The organism is Marinobacter sp. bablab_jr003 (assembly GCF_016464245.1).
GTDB classification, from domain to species: domain Bacteria; phylum Pseudomonadota; class Gammaproteobacteria; order Pseudomonadales; family Oleiphilaceae; genus Marinobacter; species Marinobacter vinifirmus.
The window spans coordinates 1-15975 of the sequence record NZ_JADARC010000057.1; the positions used below are offsets into that span (position 1 = coordinate 1).

The 15975-nt window shown below is 55.5% G+C and carries 12 protein-coding genes, 1 tRNA gene and 1 pseudogene; all 14 read left to right on the forward strand.

Annotated elements, in window-relative coordinates; translation table 11 throughout:
• Window positions 1-141, forward strand: a pseudogene (gene tuf / locus H3Z84_RS06280) (elongation factor Tu); the annotation flags it as partial.
• A 43-nt stretch (window positions 142-184) separates the two neighbouring features.
• Window positions 185-260 (forward strand) — tRNA-Trp (locus H3Z84_RS06285).
• A gap of 33 nt (window positions 261-293) precedes the next feature.
• A complete protein-coding gene (secE, locus tag H3Z84_RS06290) occupies window positions 294-662 on the forward strand; it encodes a preprotein translocase subunit SecE (protein ID WP_199456882.1) in 369 nt (122 codons plus the stop codon).
• Between the two features lie 12 nt (window positions 663-674).
• Window positions 675-1208, forward strand: coding sequence for a transcription termination/antitermination protein NusG (nusG, locus tag H3Z84_RS06295; RefSeq protein WP_011784236.1), 534 nt, complete (start codon window positions 675-677; stop codon window positions 1206-1208).
• A gap of 117 nt (window positions 1209-1325) precedes the next feature.
• Entirely contained in the window at window positions 1326-1757 is a 432-nt protein-coding gene (rplK, locus tag H3Z84_RS06300; protein WP_022989307.1) for a 50S ribosomal protein L11, read from the forward strand.
• A 1-nt stretch (window position 1758) separates the two neighbouring features.
• Window positions 1759-2457, forward strand: coding sequence for a 50S ribosomal protein L1 (gene rplA / locus H3Z84_RS06305; RefSeq protein WP_199456883.1), 699 nt, complete (start codon window positions 1759-1761; stop codon window positions 2455-2457).
• Between the two features lie 212 nt (window positions 2458-2669).
• Window positions 2670-3200 (forward strand): 50S ribosomal protein L10, encoded by a 531-nt coding sequence (rplJ, locus tag H3Z84_RS06310; RefSeq protein WP_036219618.1) that lies wholly within the window; start codon window positions 2670-2672, stop codon window positions 3198-3200.
• Window positions 3201-3239: 39 nt separating this feature from the next.
• Entirely contained in the window at window positions 3240-3614 is a 375-nt protein-coding gene (gene rplL, locus H3Z84_RS06315; RefSeq protein ID WP_022989310.1) for a 50S ribosomal protein L7/L12, read from the forward strand.
• Between the two features lie 242 nt (window positions 3615-3856).
• Complete coding sequence (gene rpoB / locus H3Z84_RS06320; RefSeq protein WP_036219622.1) at window positions 3857-7933, forward strand: DNA-directed RNA polymerase subunit beta; 4077 nt, start codon at window positions 3857-3859, stop codon at window positions 7931-7933.
• 76 nt (window positions 7934-8009) lie between these two features.
• A complete protein-coding gene (gene rpoC / locus H3Z84_RS06325; RefSeq protein WP_199456884.1) occupies window positions 8010-12224 on the forward strand; it encodes a DNA-directed RNA polymerase subunit beta' in 4215 nt (1404 codons plus the stop codon).
• A gap of 163 nt (window positions 12225-12387) precedes the next feature.
• Window positions 12388-12762 (forward strand): 30S ribosomal protein S12, encoded by a 375-nt coding sequence (gene rpsL / locus H3Z84_RS06330; RefSeq protein ID WP_012139854.1) that lies wholly within the window; start codon window positions 12388-12390, stop codon window positions 12760-12762.
• Window positions 12763-12874: 112 nt separating this feature from the next.
• Window positions 12875-13345, forward strand: coding sequence for a 30S ribosomal protein S7 (rpsG, locus tag H3Z84_RS06335; protein WP_011784243.1), 471 nt, complete (start codon window positions 12875-12877; stop codon window positions 13343-13345).
• A gap of 18 nt (window positions 13346-13363) precedes the next feature.
• Window positions 13364-15469 carry an elongation factor G gene (gene fusA, locus H3Z84_RS06340; protein WP_199456885.1) on the forward strand — a complete coding sequence of 702 codons (2106 nt, stop codon included), beginning with the start codon at window positions 13364-13366 and terminating at the stop codon, window positions 15467-15469.
• Window positions 15470-15504: 35 nt separating this feature from the next.
• Window positions 15505-15975, forward strand: a 471-nt coding sequence (locus H3Z84_RS06345; RefSeq protein ID WP_199456886.1) for a GTP-binding protein, incomplete at its 3' end; no start/stop codon positions are given.

Here is a 15975-nt window from a genome sequence, read left to right on the forward strand (position 1 = left end):
GAAATGGTAATGCCGGGTGACAACGTGAAAATGACTGTTACCCTGATCGCTCCGATCGCCATGGAAGATGGTCTGCGCTTCGCGATTCGTGAAGGCGGCCGTACCGTTGGTGCCGGCGTGGTATCCAAGATCATCGAGTAACCTTCGGGTTACTCTTTGTTGTTGCACTGAGTTGTTTCGGTGCAGGCCAGTAGCTCAATTGGCAGAGCAGCGGTCTCCAAAACCGCAGGTTGGGGGTTCGATTCCCTTCTGGCCTGCCATTTTTTAACATCCGGATACATAAGCTGATTCCTATGGAGTCAAAAGCCGTTCAATCGACCAGCCGTTTCGATAGCGTGAAATGGCTGGTTGTTTTCGTTCTGATTGCCGTCGGTGTCGTCGGTAATCAGTATTTCAGTGCAGAGTCTGTGTTGTATCGGGTTCTGGCTCTGGTTGCGCTTGGTCTGGTTGCTGCCTTTGTGGCGCTGCAAACTGACCGTGGTCGCCGTTTTGCGACCCTGTTGAAAGAAGCGCGTGTCGAGATCCGGAAAGTGGTATGGCCCACCAGGCCTGAACTGGTTCAGACCACAATTATCGTTGTGGTGTTTGTTCTGGTTGTAGCGCTGATCTTGTGGGGTATGGATTCACTGATCAGTTGGCTGGTCGCCGGCTTTATCGGTTAACAGGAGTGGGCAATGGCTAAGCGCTGGTACGTCGTTCATGCGTATTCTGGCTTCGAAAAGCACGTAATGCGCACTCTGAAAGAGCGTGTTGCGCTCGAAGGAATGGAAGACAAATTCGGCGAGATCCTGGTTCCGACCGAGGAAGTCGTTGAAATGCGTGACGGGAAAAAGCGCAAGAGTGAGCGCAAGTTCTATCCCGGGTACGTATTGGTCCAGATGGAAATGGACGATGCTTCGTGGCATCTTGTCAAGAATACTCCGCGGGTTCTTGGTTTCATTGGTGGTACCAAAGACAAGCCGGCTCCGATCACCGAGCGCGAAGCAGAAGCAATCCTGCGTCGTGTAGAGAGTGGTGCGGACAAGCCGAAGCCCAAGACCCTGTTCGAGCCGGGCGAAATTGTTCGCGTTGTTGAAGGTCCGTTTGCAGACTTCAATGGCGTGGTTGAAGAAGTCGACTACGAGAAGAGTCGAGTCAAGGTTGCCGTCCTGATCTTCGGTCGATCTACTCCGGTAGAGCTGGAGTTTGGTCAGGTCGAGAAAGACTGAGGCATCCTTCAAGCCTGAAAGCTCGCGCGCTGAAGCGACGCGGGCTTTTTGTGTCTGCTATTTGCAGTTGTTATTAACGGGGAGCCGAAAGGCGTTCGAACCCACAGGAGAGCTATCATGGCAAAGAAGATTGAAGCCTATATCAAGCTTCAGGTTGCTGCCGGCCAGGCCAACCCGAGTCCCCCAGTTGGTCCTGCACTGGGTCAGCGTGGTGTTAACATCATGGAATTCTGTAAGGCGTTCAACGCCAAGACTCAGGGCATGGAACCCGGTCTGCCGATTCCGACTGTTATCACTGTATACAGCGACCGCAGCTTCACGTTCGTCACCAAGACTCCGCCTGCGCCAGTTCTGCTGAAGAAGGCAGCTGGTATCAAGAGCGGTTCTGGCCGTCCGAACACTGAGAAAGTGGGCACTGTTACCCGCGCTCAGCTGGAAGAAATCGCCAAGACCAAAGAGCCGGACATGACTGCTGCCGATATGGACGCAGCCGTTCGCACCATCGCTGGTACTGCCCGCAGCATGGGCCTGAACGTGGAGGGTCTGTAAGATGGCTAAGCTGAGCAAGCGTCAGAAGCTGATTCGTGAAAAAGTAGACTCCACCCGCGCCTACACTGTAGACGAAGCGGTTGCGCTTCTGTCTGAACTGGGTCAGAACGTCAAGTTCAAAGAGTCTGTAGACGTAGCCGTAAACCTGGGTGTTGATGCACGTAAATCCGACCAGGTTGTACGTAGCAGCACCGTTCTGCCTCACGGTACCGGTAAAACCGTACGTGTTGCAGTGTTCACTCAGGGTGGCAATGCCGAGAAAGCCACTGCCGCTGGTGCAGACATTGTCGGCATGGACGACCTGGCTGACGAAGTGAAGAAAGGCAACATGGATTTTGACGTGGTTATCGCGACTCCCGATGCCATGCGTGTTGTTGGTCAGCTGGGCCAGATCCTCGGTCCCCGCGGCCTGATGCCGAACCCGAAGGTTGGCACTGTAACTGCAGACGTTGAAACTGCAGTGAAGAACGCCAAGGCCGGTCAGGTTCGCTACCGTACTGACAAAAACGGCATTATCCACGCTCCGCTGGGTAACGTTGAATTTTCTGCCCAGAACATCAAGGAAAACCTTGAAGCTCTGGTGGCAGACCTGAAAAAGGCCAAGCCTGCATCGTCCAAGGGTGTGTATCTGAAAAAGATCACTATCTCTTCTACGATGGGTCCTGGCCTGACTATTGATCAGGGCACTCTGAGCCTCTGATCGGTAGTTACTTTGTAGTCTGGGCGGAAGCCAAGGCTGTCAAAGACCGCAGGCCCCCGAGGCCCTTGGTAACAAGGGTCGCAAGGGTTAAAGCAACGCCTGCGCAGACGGTGTGAAGACGTTCTCTCTGAACCCAAACACCGTTAGGCGTCCTCTTTGAGGACAATGATGGGTTTGCCGGCATAAAGCTGGCGAAATCGAGGAGAAATCCAGTGGCAATTAGACTCGAAGACAAGAAGGCGATCGTCGCTGAAGTCAACGAGACTGCTGGAGCTGCTCTGTCTGTGGTTTTGGCTGACTACCGTGGTGTCACCTCTGGTGACATGACTGCGCTTCGTGCCAAGGCTCGTGCCGAGAATGTTCGCCTGAAGGTTGTTCGTAACAACCTGGCGAAGATTGCTATTAAAGGTACCGAGTTCGAGTGCATCGATCCTGCGCTGGTTGGTCCTACCATTCTGGCTTTCTCTATGGAAGATCCGGGTGCCGCTGCGCGCCTGCTGAAGGATTTTGCCAAAGAGAAAGAGGCGTTCGAAATCAAGGGTCTGGCTGTTGGCGGTGAGCTGATGGGCGCAGAACAGATCGATCGCCTGGCTACGCTGCCGACGCTGCACGAAGCGTTGACCAAGCTGGCCATTGTTACACAGGCACCAGTTACCAAGCTTGCACGTACTCTGAACGATATTCCGGGCAGAATCACACGTGTAGTAGCTGCAGTCCGCGACCAGAAGCAAGAAGCTGCTTGATTCTGTTGAACACCATTTTTTACATTTTCGGAGAAAGTCATGGCTCTGTCTAAAGACGATATTTTGAATGCAATTGCTGAAATGAGCGTAATGGAAGTTGTTGAGCTCGTTGAAGCTATGGAAGAGAAGTTTAACGTTTCTGCTGCTGCCGCTGTTGCTGCCGCTCCGGCTGCCGCTGCTGGTGGCGAAGCCGCTGAAGAGCAGACCGAGTTCGACGTAGTTCTGACCGGTCCTGGCGAGAAGAAAGTAAACGTTATCAAGGCCGTTCGTGAACTGACTGGTCTGGGCCTGAAAGAAGCCAAGGAAATGGTTGACGGCGCTCCTTCTACTGTTAAGGAAGGCGCTAGCAAGGACGAGGCTGAAGAGGCCAAGAAGAAGCTTGAGGAAGCAGGCGCTTCTGTTGAGCTTAAGTAAGAGTCGGCTGTTGATCGACACCGTGCATTAAGCATGGACGGGCTGGTGGCTTCGTGCCACCGGCCTTTTTCTGTTGTATATGCTATAGAGTCTGGTGTGCAATTGCAGGTTGATGTCAGATCTATAACCTACAGCCAGAGTCTTGTTCAAGACGGCGCGATAAGCCGAGCAATTCGGCCCCGAAGCAGAACATTTGATTGCTTCTTGATACCAGGTATCAGGTCTAAAGCTGGGGAATGCAGATGACTTACTCCTACACTGAGAAAAAGCGGATTCGCAAAGACTTTAGTAAATTGCCTTCCGTGATGGACGTCCCCTATTTGCTGTCTATTCAGCTGGATTCGTTCCGGGACTTCCTGCAAATGGAAGCCGCTCCTGAAGACCGCCGGGAAACCGGTCTTCACGCAGCATTCAAATCCGTATTCCCGATTGTCAGTTACTCTGGCAACGCCGCGCTCGAGTATGTGAGCTATCGAATCGGCGAGCCAGTCTTTGACGTCAAGGAATGTCAGCTCAGGGGCGTAACTTACGCCGCGCCGCTGCGGGTGAAAGTCCGCTTGATCATTTATGACAAGGAATCGTCCAACAAGGCGATCAAGGACATCAAGGAACAAGAGGTCTACATGGGCGAGATGCCCCTGATGACTGAGAACGGTACCTTCGTTGTAAACGGTACCGAGCGTGTAATTGTTTCCCAGCTCCACCGTTCACCTGGTGTGTTCTTTGATCACGACAAGGGCAAGACCCACTCATCCGGCAAGCTGCTGTATTCAGCCCGGGTGATTCCTTACCGTGGCTCATGGCTCGACTTCGAATTCGATCCGAAGGACTCCGTGTTCGTTCGTATCGACCGTCGTCGTAAGCTGCCTGCGTCTATTTTGCTGCGCGCGCTGAATTACACCTCCGAGCAGATGCTGGAGATGTTCTTCGAAACCAGTAAGTTCTCGCTGGGCGAAGAAGTGTGCAAGCTCGAGCTGGTGCCAAGCCGTCTGCGTGGTGATATTGCGACGTTTGATATCAAAGACCAGGACGGCAACGTAATTGCCGAAGAAGGTCGTCGTATCACGGCTCGCCATATCAAGCAGCTGGAAAAAGCTGGCATTACCGAGCTGGAAGTACCAACCGAATATCTCTACGGTCGTGTTCTGGCCAAGGACATGATCGATCAGTCTACCGGCGAAGTGCTGGTGGAGTGCAACACCGAACTGACCGAGGAAGTGGTTACCAAGATCCTCGATGCCGGTGTTAAAGACATTGAAACCCTGTACACCAACGACCTGGATTGCGGTCCGTTCATGTCCGATACCCTGCGTATCGATCCGACCCGCACCCCGCTGGAAGCGTTGGTTGAAATCTACCGCATGATGCGCCCGGGCGAGCCGCCCACCAAGGACTCTGCGGAAACCCTGTTCAACAACCTGTTCTTCTCTGAAGAGCGGTATGACCTGTCTGCGGTTGGCCGGATGAAGCTGAACCGTCGTCTGGGCCGTGAAGAGAGCACAGGCGAAGGCATCCTGACCCACGAAGACATCATTGATGTCCTCAAGACCCTGATCGCCATCCGTAACGGCCAGGGCCAGGTGGATGACATCGATAACCTGGGTAACCGTCGCGTACGTTGCGTTGGCGAGATGGCCGAGAACCAGTTCCGCGTAGGCCTGGTGCGGGTAGAGCGCGCGGTTCGCGAGCGTCTGAGCCTTGCTGAAAGCGAAGGCCTGATGCCGCAGGACCTGATTAACGCCAAGCCGGTTGCTGCAGCGGTTAAGGAATTCTTCGGTTCCAGCCAGTTGTCCCAGTTTATGGACCAGAACAACCCGTTGTCCGAAGTCACGCACAAGCGTCGTATCTCTGCCTTGGGCCCGGGTGGTCTGACCCGTGAGCGTGCAGGATTTGAGGTGCGGGACGTACACCCGACCCATTACGGCCGTGTGTGTCCGATCGAGACTCCGGAAGGTCCGAACATCGGTCTGATCAACTCGTTGGCTACCTACGCCCGTTCCAACTCCTACGGCTTCCTGGAAAGCCCGTACCGGAAGGTGGTAGAGGGTGTGGTAACGGATGAAGTGGTTTACCTCTCCGCAATCGAAGAGAGCAACTACGTTATCGCCCAGGCCAGCGCCGCGACTGACGAAGGCAAGCGCCTGACTGACGAGCTGGTAACCGTTCGTCACCAGAACGAATTTACCGTGGCTCCGCCGGAAGCGGTTAACTTCATGGACGTTTCCCCGCGCCAGGTTGTGTCGGTAGCGGCGTCCCTGATTCCGTTCCTGGAGCACGACGATGCTAACCGGGCCCTGATGGGTGCGAACATGCAGCGTCAGGCGGTTCCGACTCTGAAATCACAGGTTCCGCTGGTAGGAACCGGTGTAGAGCGCACCGTAGCCCAGGATTCCGGTGTCTGTGTAACAGCCCGTCGTGGCGGTGTGATCGAAAGCGTTGACGCAGCCCGTATCGTGGTTCGTGTAAACAACGAAGAAACCGAAGCCGGTGATGCAGGTGTGGATATCTATAACCTCACCAAGTACACCCGCTCTAACCAGAACACCTGTATCAACCAGCGTTCCATCGTGCGTCAGGGTGATGTGATTGCCCGTGGTGACGTTCTGGCGGATGGTCCGTCTGTGGATCTGGGTGAGCTGGCGCTGGGCCAGAACATGCGCATCGCGTTCATGCCCTGGAACGGTTACAACTTCGAGGACTCCATCCTGATCTCCGAAAAGGTGGTTCAGGAAGACCGTCTGACCACGATTCACATCCAGGAACTGACCTGTGTGGCCCGTGACACCAAGCTGGGTAGCGAAGAAATCACTGCGGATATTCCGAACGTGGGTGAAAGCGCGCTGTCCAAGCTGGACGAGTCCGGTATTGTTTACATCGGTGCAGAAGTAGGCCCCGGCGACATTCTGGTGGGCAAGGTGACTCCGAAAGGCGAAACCCAGCTGACACCGGAAGAGAAGCTGCTGCGTGCCATCTTCGGTGAGAAGGCGTCTGACGTAAAAGACACTTCCCAGCGCGTTCCGACCGGTACCCGCGGCACTGTTATCGATGTGCAGGTATTTACCCGTGACGGTATCGAGAAAGATGCCCGTGCGCAGTCCATCGAAAAAGAGCAGCTCGACAAGTACCGTAAGGACCTGAAGGACGAGTACCGTATCGTTGAAGGTGCCACTTACGAGCGTCTGATGGTTGCCCTGAAAGACCAGGAAGTAATCAGCGGCCCGGGCCTGAAGAAAGGCGCGAAGCTGGATGAAGCCTACCTGGCCGAACTGCCGCGTCCGGACTGGTTCAAGCTGCGCATGAAAGACGAAGCTTTGAACGAATTGCTGGAGAAATCCGAGCAGGGTCTGGAAGAGCGCAAGAAAGAGCACGAAGCGCGCTTCGACGACAAGAAGGGCAAGCTGCAGCAAGGGGATGACCTGGCTCCGGGCGTTCTGAAAATCGTCAAGGTGTACCTGGCGATCAAGCGTCGCATCCAGCCGGGTGACAAGATGGCGGGTCGTCACGGTAACAAGGGTGTTATCTCTGCGGTTATGCCGATCGAGGATATGCCTTACGACGAGCACGGCACCACCGTGGACATCGTACTGAACCCGCTGGGTGTTCCGTCGCGGATGAACGTTGGTCAGGTTCTGGAGACCCACCTGGGCGCAGCCGCCAAGGGTCTGGGTGAAAAGATCAGCCGCATGCTGGACGAGCAGCGCAAGATCCTCGAGTTGCGCAAGCTGCTGGACGAGATCTACAACCACTCCGACGAGGTGTTCAAGGTTGACCTGGATAGCCTGTCCGATCAGGAAATCCTGGAGCTGTGTAACAACCTGCGCGGTGGTGTTCCCATGGCAACACCGGTCTTCGACGGTGCCAAGGAAGCTGAGGTCAAGCACATGCTGGCCCTGGCAGACCTGGATACCAGTGGTCAGACCAAGCTGTACGATGGCCGTACCGGCGACGCATTTGACCGTCCGGTGACTGTGGGCTACATGTACATGCTCAAGCTGAACCACTTGATCGACGACAAGATGCACGCTCGTTCTACCGGCTCTTACAGCCTGGTTACCCAGCAGCCGCTGGGTGGTAAGGCTCAGTTCGGTGGTCAGCGCTTCGGTGAGATGGAAGTCTGGGCTCTGGAGGCATACGGTGCCGCCTACACCCTGCAGGAAATGCTCACTGTTAAGTCTGACGACGTTAACGGCCGGACCAAGATGTACAAGAACATTGTCGATGGCGATCATCGCATGGAGCCGGGCATGCCCGAATCCTTCAACGTTCTTGTCAAGGAAATCCGCTCGTTGGGTATCGACATCGAGCTGGAATCCGAGTGAGCCGAATTGTTTTTGGCAGCGTGAGCGGGCACCCCGTGTGCCCGCCCGAGATTAACGCCATCCGGAGCTTTAACTGATGAAAGATTTGCTGAATCTTCTCAAGAGCCAGAATCAGAGCAAGGAATTCGACGCGATCCGTATTGGTCTTGCGTCGCCTGACATGATTCGTTCCTGGTCTTTTGGCGAAGTAAAAAAGCCTGAGACCATTAACTACCGTACCTTCAAGCCGGAGCGTGACGGTCTTTTCTGTGCCAAGATCTTCGGCCCGATCAAGGACTACGAGTGCCTGTGCGGCAAGTACAAGCGCCTGAAACACCGCGGTGTTATCTGCGAAAAGTGTGGCGTTGAAGTTGCACTGGCCAGCGTTCGCCGTGAGCGCATGGGTCATATCGAGCTGGCCAGCCCGGTTGCCCACATCTGGTTCCTGAAGTCTCTGCCGTCCCGCATCGGCCTGATGCTGGACATGACCCTGCGCGATATCGAGCGGGTTCTGTACTTCGAGAGCTTTATTGTTATCGATCCGGGTATGACCACCCTGGAGAAGGGCCAGCTGCTGAACGACGAGCAGTACTACGAAGCCCTGGAAGAGTTCGGTGACGAATTCGACGCCCGTATGGGTGCCGAAGCCATCAAGGAACTGCTGGAAGATATCGACCTGCAGGCAGAAGTTGACGGCCTGCGTGAAGAAATCCCGCAGACCAATTCCGAAACCAAGATCAAGAAATTCAGCAAGCGTCTGAAGATTCTTGAGGCGTTCCTGTACTCCGGCAACAAGCCGGGCGACATGGTAATGACCGTGTTGCCGGTTCTGCCGCCGGATCTGCGCCCGCTGGTTCCGCTGGACGGTGGCCGTTTTGCCACCTCTGACCTGAACGACCTGTACCGTCGGGTAATCAACCGGAACAACCGTCTCAAGCGCCTGCTGGAGCTGAATGCTCCTGACATCATCGTACGTAACGAGAAGCGGATGCTGCAGGAAGCGGTAGATGCCCTGCTGGATAACGGTCGTCGTGGCCGTGCCATCACCGGCACCAACAAGCGCCCACTGAAGTCCCTGGCCGACATGATCAAGGGTAAGCAAGGCCGCTTCCGTCAGAACCTGCTGGGTAAGCGTGTGGACTACTCTGGCCGTTCGGTCATCGTAGTGGGTCCGTACCTGCGCCTGCATCAGTGCGGTCTGCCCAAGAAGATGGCCCTGGAGCTGTTCAAGCCGTTCATTTTCTCCAAGCTTGAGCACCGTGGCCTGGCGACCACCATCAAGGCCGCCAAGAAAATGGTTGAGCGCGAAGAAGGCGTGGTCTGGGATATCCTCGACGAAGTTATCCGCGAGCACCCGATCATGCTGAACCGGGCGCCGACCCTTCACCGTCTGGGTATCCAGGCGTTCGAGCCGGTACTGATTGAAGGTAAGGCTATCCAGCTGCACCCGCTGGTGTGTGCGGCCTACAACGCTGACTTCGATGGTGACCAGATGGCGGTACACGTACCGCTGACCCTGGAAGCCCAGCTCGAAGCCCGTGCGCTGATGATGTCTACCAACAACGTGCTGTCGCCGGCCAACGGCGAGCCGATCATCGTGCCGTCCCAGGACGTTGTTCTTGGCTTGTACTACATGACCCGTGAGCGCCATGCGGCGCTGGGCGAGGGCATGGTGTTTGCCGATATCAAAGAGGCGCATCGTGCCTACGGTGCCGGCAAGGTAGACCTGCAGGCCAAGGTGAAAGTGCGTGTTAAAGAAGTGGCGATTGCTGAAGACGGCACCCGCTCCGAAGCCTACCGCCTGGTTGACACCACGGTCGGTCGTGCGCTGCTGTTTGATATCGTTCCTGACGGCCTGCCGTTCGAGATCGTGAACAAGCCGATGGTGAAAAAAGCGATTTCCAACCTGATCAACACCTGTTACCGGGATGCTGGTCTGAAGGACACCGTTATCTTTGCCGACCAGCTGATGTACATGGGTTACCACTACGCAACCCGTTCCGGTATCTCTATCGGTTTCAACGACTTCGAGATTCCCCCGGAGAAGTACGAGCTGGTTGACGCGGCTTCTGACGAAGTAAAAGACATCGAGAACCAGTATGCGTCCGGTCTGCTGACCCAGGGCGAGAAGTACAACAAGGTTATCGACATCTGGTCCCGCGCTAACGACAAAGTGTCCAAGGCGATGATGGAGCGTCTGTCCAAAGAGCAGGTTATTGGCCCCGATGGCCAGCCGGTGAAGGGCGAAGACGGCGAAGACCTGATGCAGGAGTCTTTCAACTCCGTTTACATGATGGCCGATTCCGGTGCGCGGGGTTCCGCTGCCCAGATTCGTCAGCTGTCCGGTATGCGTGGTCTGATGGCCAAGCCGGATGGTTCCATCATCGAAACGCCGATCACCGCGAACTTCCGTGAAGGCCTGAACGTACTCCAGTACTTCATTTCCACTCACGGTGCTCGTAAGGGTCTGGCGGATACCGCCCTGAAGACCGCGAACTCCGGTTACCTGACTCGTCGTCTGGTAGACGTATCCCAGGACCTGGTGGTTACCGAAGAAGACTGTGGTACCGACGAAGGCCTGCTGATGACGCCGCACATCGAAGGCGGCGACGTGGTTGTGCCTCTGGGCGACCGTGTTCTGGGTCGTGTTACCGCCCGTGACGTGTTCACCCCGACTGACAAGGACAACGCCGTTGTTCCTGCCGGTACACTGCTGGACGAGAAAACCGTCGAGATGGTGGAGCGTGCCGGTGTTGACGAAATCTGGGTGCGCTCTGCGATCACCTGTGATACCCGTCACGGTATCTGTTCCAAGTGTTACGGCCGCGACCTGGCCCGTGGCCATCGCGTAAACGTGGGCGAGGCAGTCGGTGTTATTGCTGCCCAGTCCATCGGTGAGCCGGGTACCCAGCTGACCATGCGTACGTTCCACATCGGTGGTGCCGCAAGCCGGGCGTCTGCAGTGGATAATATCCAGGTCAAGCATGGTGGTACCGTACGCCTGCATAACCTGAAATCCATCGAGAAGACCGACGGTTCCCTGGTTGTGGTGTCCCGTTCCTCTGCATTGGCGATTGCCGATGAGCAGGGTCGTGAGCGCGAGTGGTACAAGTTGCCGTATGGTGCTGTGCTGTCCGTGAAGAACGGCGACCTGGTTGAAGCCGGTGTCGTGGTTGCCAAGTGGGATCCGCACACTCACCCGATCATCGCGGAAGCGAAGGGCACCGCCAAGTTCGTCAATATGGAAGAGGGCATTACTGTCCGCACCCAGGCTGACGAGCTGACCGGTCTGTCCACCATGGAAGTGATTGACCCGAAAGAGCGTCCGGCTGCTGGTAAGGACATTCGTCCGGCTATCCAGTTGATTGACGACGCAGGTGAGGAAGTGGAGCTGCCGGGTGGTGGCGCCGCAATCTTCTTCCTGCCGGCGAACGCACTGGTGACCATGGCCAACGGCGCGAATGTGGAATTGGGTGACGTTGTAGCCCGTATTCCGCAGGAAAGCTCCAAGACCCGGGATATCACCGGTGGTCTGCCGCGGGTTGCCGACCTGTTCGAGGCCCGTCGCCCGAAAGAGTCTGCCATCCTGGCTGAAATCAGTGGTGTGGTCTCCTTCGGTAAGGAAACCAAGGGCAAGAAGCGTCTGGTGATTACACCGAAAGACGATGATGCCTACGAGGTTCTGATTCCGAAGCACCGTCAGCTGAACGTGTTCGAGGGTGAAACGGTTGAGAAGGGTGAGGTTATCTCCGATGGCCCGTCCAACCCGCACGACATCCTGCGCCTGCTGGGTGTGGTAGAACTGGCGAAGTACATCACCAACGAAATTCAGGACGTTTACCGTCTGCAGGGTGTTGTCATCAACGATAAACACATTGAGGTTATCGTTCGCCAGATGCTGCGCAAGGTGGAAATCACCAATCCGGGCGACACTACGTTGCTGTCCGGCGACCAAGTGGAAATCACCCAGGTTCTGGAAGAGAACGAAAAGGCTGTGGCTGCAGATAAAGATCCGGCAAGGTTCGAGCGTCTGCTGCTGGGTATCACCAAGGCATCGCTGGCAACAGAATCGTTTATCTCTGCTGCCTCGTTCCAGGAAACCACCCGGGTTCTTACCGAAGGTGCGGTTACCGGAAAACGCGATTACCTGCGTGGTCTGAAAGAAAACGTTGTAGTGGGTCGACTGATTCCGGCTGGTACCGGTCTGGCTTATCACAGCGAGCGTCGTCGCAAGCGTGACCTGGAAGAACAGGGCATTACTGCAGCCGACGTAGAAGAAGCTCTGAGCGCTGAACTTAATCGCGAAAGCTGATTGAGGCGCGCCACTCTCCGGGTAGATACCTATCCGGAGAGTGGTTAAAAAGAGAACAGTCATCTTGACTGAATCGGGGCGCAGGCTTACACTTGCGTCCCTTAAATTTTACCCCCTGCACAGGGGGTAAGTTTCATTGGTATGGTTTTTGGAGTTTGCTTACATGGCAACGATTAATCAGTTGGTGCGTAAGCCTCGTAAGCGCAAGGTAGCCAAGAGCGACGTTCCTGCTCTCCAGGCTTGCCCTCAGCGCCGTGGTGTGTGCACTCGTGTGTACACCACAACGCCGAAGAAGCCGAACTCAGCACTTCGTAAAGTGTGCCGTGTTCGTCTGACTAACGGCTTCGAGGTTTCCTCTTACATTGGTGGTGAAGGTCACAACCTTCAGGAGCACAGTGTTGTGCTGATCCGTGGCGGTCGAGTAAAAGACCTTCCGGGTGTGCGCTATCACACTGTTCGCGGTACTTTGGACACCCAGGGTGTTCAGAACCGTAAGCAGGGCCGCTCCAAGTACGGTGCAAAACGACCCAAGTCCTGATGTCCCGAGCGGGTATCTTTTATCGTTGCTTGTAAGAACGGTAAGAGTAAGGCTGAGTAGCATTTGCTATCTCAGGGGTTCCTGAAGACCTTTTAGATATAAGGGCTTATCGATGCCTAGAAGAAGAGTTGCAGCAAAACGGGAAATCATTCCCGATCCTAAATTCGGCAGTGCACGCCTTGCCAAGTTCATCAACCACGTGATGGAAAGCGGCAAGAAGTCTGTTGCAGAGCGCATTGTTTATGGCGCGCTCGATATCGTTGCCGAAAAATCCAAGGAAGAGCCGATCGAAATGTTCGAGAAGGCCCTGGAGAACATCCAGCCGATGGTGGAAGTTAAGTCCCGTCGTGTGGGTGGTGCTACGTACCAGGTGCCGGTAGAAGTACGGCCTTCCCGTCAGAACGCGCTGGCTATGCGCTGGCTCGTTGAATACTCACGGAAGCGCGGCGAGAAGAGCATGGCTCAGCGTCTGGCTGGCGAGATTCTTGATGCGGCCGACAGCAAGGGCGCCGCAGTGAAGAAGCGCGAAGACGTGCATCGCATGGCAGAAGCCAACAAGGCATTCTCTCACTTCCGTTTCTAACAAGCCGAGGTTTATATCGTGGCACGCAAGACTCCTATCAAACGTTACAGAAACATTGGTATCTGTGCACACGTGGATGCGGGCAAGACTACGACCACCGAGCGTATTCTTTACTACACCGGTCGTAGTCACAAAATGGGTGAGACCCATGACGGCGCTTCCACAACAGACTGGATGGAGCAGGAGCAGGAGCGTGGTATCACCATCACGTCTGCCGCTGTTACAACCTTCTGGCAGGGTATGGACAAGCAGTATCCCGAGCACCGCATCAATATCATCGACACACCAGGCCACGTTGACTTCACTATCGAAGTAGAGCGTTCCCTGCGTGTTCTTGACGGTGCCGTGGTTGTGTTCTGTGGCTCCTCAGGTGTTGAGCCGCAGTCCGAGACTGTATGGCGCCAGGCCAACAAGTACGAAGTTCCGCGCATGGTGTTCGTCAACAAGATGGACCGTGCCGGCGCTGACTTTATGCGCGTGGTTGAGCAGATTCGCCAGCGTTTGGGTGCGACTGCGGTACCCATCCAGCTACCGATTGGTGCTGAAGATGAGTTCGAGGGCATCGTCGACCTGCTGCGCATGAAGGCGATCTACTGGAATGAAGCTGATCAGGGTATGACTTACGAGCTTCGTGACATCCCTGAGAACATGCAGGCAGAAGCCGAGAAGGCGCGCGAGCAGATGATCGAAGCTGCCGCTGAAGCCAACGAAGAGTTCATGGACAAGTACCTCGAAGGCGAAGAGCTGACCTACGAAGAGATCAAGCAGGGTCTGCGTGCTCGTACCATCGCCAACGAAATCGTACTGGCCACCTGTGGTTCTGCGTTCAAGAACAAGGGTGTTCAGGCGGTACTGGATGCCGTTATTGAATTCCTGCCGGCTCCGGATGAAGTTAAAGCCATCCGCGGTGAGGTTGACGACGAAGGTTCTGAAGAAACCCGTCCGGTTGATGACGATGCTCCGTTCGCCGCCCTGGCGTTCAAGATCGCTACCGACCCGTTCGTAGGTACTCTGACGTTCTTCCGGGTTTACTCCGGTAAGCTGGAATCCGGTAATGCCGTTTTCAACTCCGTGAAGGGCAAGAAAGAGCGTGTGGGTCGTATGGTTCAGATGCACGCCAACGACCGGGAAGAGATTAAAGAAGTTCTGGCGGGCGATATCGCTGCAGCGATCGGCCTGAAGAACGTCACTACCGGTGACACCCTGTGTGACGAGAATCACAAGATCGTTCTCGAGCGCATGGAGTTCCCGGAGCCGGTAATCTCTGTTGCCGTTGAGCCGAAGTCCAAGGCAGACCAGGAGAAGATGGGTGTTGCTCTGGGCAAGCTGGCCCAGGAAGATCCGTCCTTCCGCGTTCGCACCGACGAAGAGACCGGTCAGACCATCATCTCCGGTATGGGCGAGCTGCACCTGGACATCCTGGTTGACCGTATGCGTCGCGAATTCAAGGTAGAGGCCAACATCGGTAAGCCGCAGGTTGCCTACCGTGAGTGCATTCGCAAGCCGGTTGACGTTGAAGGCAAGTTTGTTCGTCAGTCTGGTGGTCGTGGTCAGTATGGTCACGTCAAAGTGAAGATCGAGCCGCTGCCGCTGGATGATGAAGATGCAGAAAACTTCATCTTCGTGAACGAGATCGTTGGTGGTGTGGTTCCGAAGGAATACATCCCGGCGGTTCAGCAGGGTATCGAGGAGCAGATGCAGAACGGCTGTCTGGCCGGCTATCCGCTGCTGGGTATCAAGGCGACTCTGTACGATGGTTCCTACCACGACGTTGACTCCAACGAGATGGCGTTCAAAATCGCTGGTTCCATGGCGATGAAGAAGGGCGCACTCGAGGCCAACCCTGCGCTTCTCGAGCCGATGATGAAGGTAGAGGTTGTTACCCCTGAAGATTACATGGGTGACGTAGTTGGCGACCTGAACCGTCGTCGCGGCCTCGTGCAGGGCATGGAAGATGTGCCCGCGGGTAAGACTATCCGTGCAGAAGTTCCGTTGTCGGAGATGTTCGGTTACGCCACAGACCTGCGTTCTGCAACACAGGGTCGAGCGTCTTATGCGATGGAGTTCTCCCGCTATATGGAAGCTCCTTCGAACATTGCCGAAGCGATCATTAAAAAGGGTTGATCCCCAGGACTTAAGAAACAGGAAGAGGTGTAACCGTGTCTAAAGCAAAATTTGAGCGTAACAAGCCGCACGTAAACGTGGGCACCATTGGTCACGTTGACCATGGTAAGACCACTCTGACAGCCGCCCTGACTCGTGTATGTCACGAAGTATGGGGCACTGGCGAGAGCCGTGCTTTCGATCAGATCGATAACGCACCGGAAGAGCGTGCGCGTGGTATCACCATCGCGACCTCCCACGTTGAGTACGATTCTCCGACCCGTCACTACGCTCACGTAGACTGCCCGGGCCACGCTGATTATGTTAAGAACATGATCACGGGTGCTGCCCAGATGGACGGCGCTATCCTGGTTTGCTCCGCAGCGGACGGCCCCATGCCGCAGACTCGTGAGCACATCCTGCTGTCCCGTCAGGTAGGTGTACCGTTCATCGTTGTGTTCCTGAACAAAGCGGACATGGTAGACGATGAAGAGCTGCTTGAGCTGGTAGAAATGGAAGTTCGTGAC

Excerpts from the sequence above, each read along its gene's own strand:
- nusG (WP_011784236.1), top strand. The coding sequence starts at position 675 with ATGGCTAAGCGCTGGTACGTCGTTCATGCGTATTCTGGCTTCGAAAAG.
- rplK (WP_022989307.1), top strand. The coding sequence starts at position 1,326 with ATGGCAAAGAAGATTGAAGCCTATATCAAGCTTCAGGTTGCTGCCGGC.
- rplA (WP_199456883.1), top strand. The coding sequence starts at position 1,759 with ATGGCTAAGCTGAGCAAGCGTCAGAAGCTGATTCGTGAAAAAGTAGAC.
- rpsL (WP_012139854.1), top strand. The coding sequence starts at position 12,388 with ATGGCAACGATTAATCAGTTGGTGCGTAAGCCTCGTAAGCGCAAGGTA.
- rpoC (WP_199456884.1), top strand. The coding sequence starts at position 8,010 with ATGAAAGATTTGCTGAATCTTCTCAAGAGCCAGAATCAGAGCAAGGAA.
- rpoB (WP_036219622.1), top strand. The coding sequence starts at position 3,857 with ATGACTTACTCCTACACTGAGAAAAAGCGGATTCGCAAAGACTTTAGT.
- secE (WP_199456882.1), top strand. The coding sequence starts at position 294 with ATGGAGTCAAAAGCCGTTCAATCGACCAGCCGTTTCGATAGCGTGAAA.
- rplL (WP_022989310.1), top strand. The coding sequence starts at position 3,240 with ATGGCTCTGTCTAAAGACGATATTTTGAATGCAATTGCTGAAATGAGC.
- rpsG (WP_011784243.1), top strand. The coding sequence starts at position 12,875 with ATGCCTAGAAGAAGAGTTGCAGCAAAACGGGAAATCATTCCCGATCCT.